Annotated in this window: 4 protein-coding genes; 2 read left to right on the top strand and 2 right to left on the bottom strand. The window is 48.5% G+C overall.

From position 1 onward, the window contains the following. Positions 1 to 248, top strand: a 248-nt coding sequence (locus tag RMO27_RS22815) for a tetratricopeptide repeat protein (RefSeq protein WP_309736828.1), incomplete at its 5' end; no start/stop codon positions are given. Positions 249 to 350: 102 nt separating this feature from the next. Here the strand turns inward: RMO27_RS22815 and RMO27_RS22810 are convergent. Then, a complete protein-coding gene (locus tag RMO27_RS22810) occupies positions 351 to 1,565 on the bottom strand; it encodes an ATP phosphoribosyltransferase regulatory subunit (protein WP_396133789.1) in 1,215 nt (404 codons plus the stop codon). Positions 1,566 to 1,717: 152 nt separating this feature from the next. Continuing rightward, on the bottom strand, positions 1,718 to 2,632 hold the full coding sequence (locus RMO27_RS22805) for a DnaJ domain-containing protein (RefSeq protein WP_309736826.1): 915 nt from the start codon (positions 2,630 to 2,632) through the stop codon (positions 1,718 to 1,720). 315 nt (positions 2,633 to 2,947) lie between these two features. Here RMO27_RS22805 and RMO27_RS22800 point away from each other — a divergent pair. Continuing rightward, positions 2,948 to 3,453 (top strand): aldo/keto reductase (locus RMO27_RS22800; RefSeq protein ID WP_309736825.1); only part of this gene is annotated, 506 nt, incomplete at its 3' end.

The following is a 3,453-nucleotide window of genomic DNA, read 5'->3' as shown; positions in this document are numbered from 1 at the left end:
CATACTATAATCGCGGCAATGTTCGCTATCGGCTCGAAGATCTCCACGGTGCTTTAACGGACTACGATCGCGCCATCCAACTCGATCGCACTCGACCCAAAAGCTACTATAACAGAGGTTTGACGAGGGTATATCTCGGCGATCGTCAAGGCGGTCGCGAAGATCTTCAGATGGCTGCCGATCTCTTTCGCCAGCAAGGTCGCGATTGGGATTATCAGCGCACGCTCGAAAAAGTCCAAGAAGTTTAGTCGATAATTGATAATTGATAATTAATAATTGATAGTCGATCGCTAAATAGACGACAAACTATCGAGCTAAAGACAGCCAGCGGAATTAACCGCTGGCTGTTTTTAGTGGACTTCTTCGATCGTGACAGCATCTAGACTGACCCAAGCGATTTTGGCGATGCCGCGATCGAGGGCGATTTGACGAATGCGATCGGGATCTTCATTATCGAGGTACATTTCTACGCACATTTTTGCAGGCACCGATCTGAGCTTGTTGCTATAGATGAGGGCAGCGGCAGCGGCAGTAGGGTCAGTGGCCACTACCAACCAATCAGGTTTGGCAGTGTAATGGGGCATGGCGGGGTGCGTTTGCAGAACTTGCTGTAAATCTTCAATATTCAACACAAAGCCAATCCCTGGGAAGTTTTGCCCTTGGGGGTGATAGAGGGCGAGTAACTGATCGTACCGCCCGCCTTCGCCGACAACGTAAGTTCGATCGTCGCAAATACTCACCGCCTCAAAAACAATCCCCGTATAGTAATCGAAGGTTTGAATCAAACTTAAATCCAAAATTAGCGATAGCTCGGTGGGGCTGCTGGCAGCGAGTAGTTCGATTAAGGTTTGGAGATGGGCGATGGTGGCTTGAGAGCGATCGTCTAATTCGAGTTGTGACAGCCGCTCTAATACTACCGCTGGTTTGCCACGCAAATCTAAGAGCGAGAGTGCTAATTGTCGTTGCTGGGGGGCTAGTGGTAATTGCTCGAGGGTGACTCGATCGAGATGTGCCAGACAGCGGCGAATTTGAGTTTGAAATTCGATTGGAAATTGAGCCAGTAAAGCACGGCTCAATCCAGCTTCACCCAAAATAATTTGCCAATTAGGAACGGCTAAGGCTGTCAAGCAATCGATCGCCAGCAGGATCGCTTCGGCATCAGCCAAGATGCCCCCGATCCCTAATAGTTCGATCCCTGCTTGATAAAATTCTTGTTGGCGGCCGTGATGTGCGAGGTCGGCACGCCGAAACACATTGGCATTGTAATATAACCGTTGCGGATACAGATCGCCCATCCGGGCGACTGCTGCCCGTGCGATCGAAGCAGTCAATTCTGGCCGCAAACCGAGCGTGCCGCTTTCAGCACTGGGGATTTGGATCACGGTTTCGGGATCGACAGCACCACCAGCAGTCAAAGTTTCCAGCCGTTCGAGCGTAGAAGTCACGATCCGGTGATAACCCCACCGATGAAATACATCCTGAATGCCAGTCTCCACCCAGTGTTTTTGCACCACATCTAGCGGCAATAAGTCTCTTGCGCCTGGAGCATAAAAATTTGTGGGCATCTCGCCTTGCGGGAGCGGAAAAACAGGAGCATGGAGATCGGTCATGGGTTGAGAATTGGCAACGGGCAACTTTCTAATTTTAGTCGATCGCGCGTAGCGGCTCATGACTGTTTGTTAAATAGCCACAGCCACGAACGCCACAACTACCAATGTTACTTTTTACCAAATAAACCGCTAAACATCCCTTCACTCGGTTTTTTGGCACCATTTTTGCTATTGGCACCATTGCTAGTCGGATTGGCTACACGATCGAATTCCTGCTTGGCTTGGAGTACTTGCGGATCGCGGGGCGCAATTTGGATGGCTTTATTAATCGATAGTTTGGCCATTGTCATTTGTTGTTGATGCAGATATACCAGTCCTAATAAGGTATGAGCGCGAGCGTTATTTGGCTCGACACTGATGACTTCTTTGATTTCAGGTACGGCTTTAACCCAATTTTTTTTGCTCACATAGTCTTCCGCACGTCGCAGCGCACCTTCAACCGGCGAGGGTTTATTTGCTTCGGATGGGGCACCAGGATTTTGCTTGACGGCACCAGCAGGCGCAACAGTAGCTGTGACGGGTGGTGTCGATCTGACTGACTGTAGCTGTTTGCGTAACAGATACACCATATTCAGTTCGCTAATTTGATTGATAATTTGCTCGCTCTCACCCAGTGCAATGTATTGTTGGGCGGTCAATTTTGTCAACAATCGATCGTACAATAACTCGAAGTCATTACCACTTTGATAAAGTTCTTGACACAACGGATTGACGATCTGAAGTTGGCTGCCTTCTTCGACCAATCTTTTACCCATCAGTTCGAGCATGATGATTTGCTCTTGGAGCTGAGATGGCTTGGACAATTGACCGTAAGCATGGGTAATCAGCCGCGAAAATAGGCGGACGGCTAAGTTACGCTCGGCATCAGTTTGCCATTGTGCACTATCGGGATGCAACAATCTGGCAACGGCTTGGTAGCGTTCTCTAATATTTATTTCTTCAGCATTCACACTCACGCCGAGAATCGCGTGTCGATCGGTAAAGTCAAACTGAAATAATCCTCGATCTAGTTGAAAACTCATATACTTTGATACGCAGCAACAGGAGTCTTGTAAGTGGGAGTACGCCGATTCGGTAGCTAGTTCTCGCTGGGTATCGATCTCGATCAATACTTGAAGCTAGTGCTACTTTCCTCCGAGTCACGATCTCTCGATCGATTTACTAGGGTACATTATCTATATATTCCCCATCCGACACTCAATATTCACGTTTGTACCAAATTTTTTTATTTAGCTGCTAGATGTGAGGTTTGAGGCTGAAGACTTTAGGTTTGAGGTTTTAATGGCTAAAATTAGTAGCATCCCCCTTCAATTGCTACTACCCTCTCCCCTCTCCCTATGCAATATCGTCGTTTCGGCCGTACCGAGCTACAGATGCCTGTTTTTTCCTGTGGTGGTATGCGCTACCAACACAAATGGCAAGATATTCCGCTGGCTGAAGTTCCCGATGAAAATCAACGCAACCTAGAAGCCACGATCGCTCGCTCGTTAGCAGTCGGCATCAATCATATTGAAACGGCCAGATTCTATGGATCTTCGGAAGTCCAACTCGGCCAAATCTTACCGAAATTAAACCGGCAAGATTTCATTTTTCAAACGAAAGTTGCCCCAGTTGCCGATCCGCAAGAGTTTCGGAAAACTTTCGAGCTATGCTTGTCGCGACTCAACCTAGAGTACGTCGATCTCTTGGGCATTCATGGGATTAACGATCGGGAAACTGCTGACTATGCGCTGCGCGATGGCGGCTGCTGGGAAGTGGCCAAACAACTGCAAGCCGAGGGCAAAGTAAGGTTTATTGGGTTCTCGACACATGGCACCACCGACACGATCGTCCGCGCGATCGA

Origin of the sequence: Chamaesiphon sp. OTE_75_metabat_556, assembly GCF_031378165.1 — a bacterium.
Lineage (GTDB): Bacteria > Cyanobacteriota > Cyanobacteriia > Cyanobacteriales > Chamaesiphonaceae > Chamaesiphon.
Note: the sequence above shows the minus strand (reverse complement) of the source record. Positions and strands in the feature narration are given on the sequence as shown.

Coding starts and splice junctions, on each gene's coding strand:
- RMO27_RS22810 (WP_396133789.1), bottom strand. CDS start 1,565: ATGCCCACAAATTTTTATGCTCCAGGCGCAAGAGACTTATTGCCGCTA.
- RMO27_RS22805 (WP_309736826.1), bottom strand. CDS start 2,632: ATGAGTTTTCAACTAGATCGAGGATTATTTCAGTTTGACTTTACCGAT.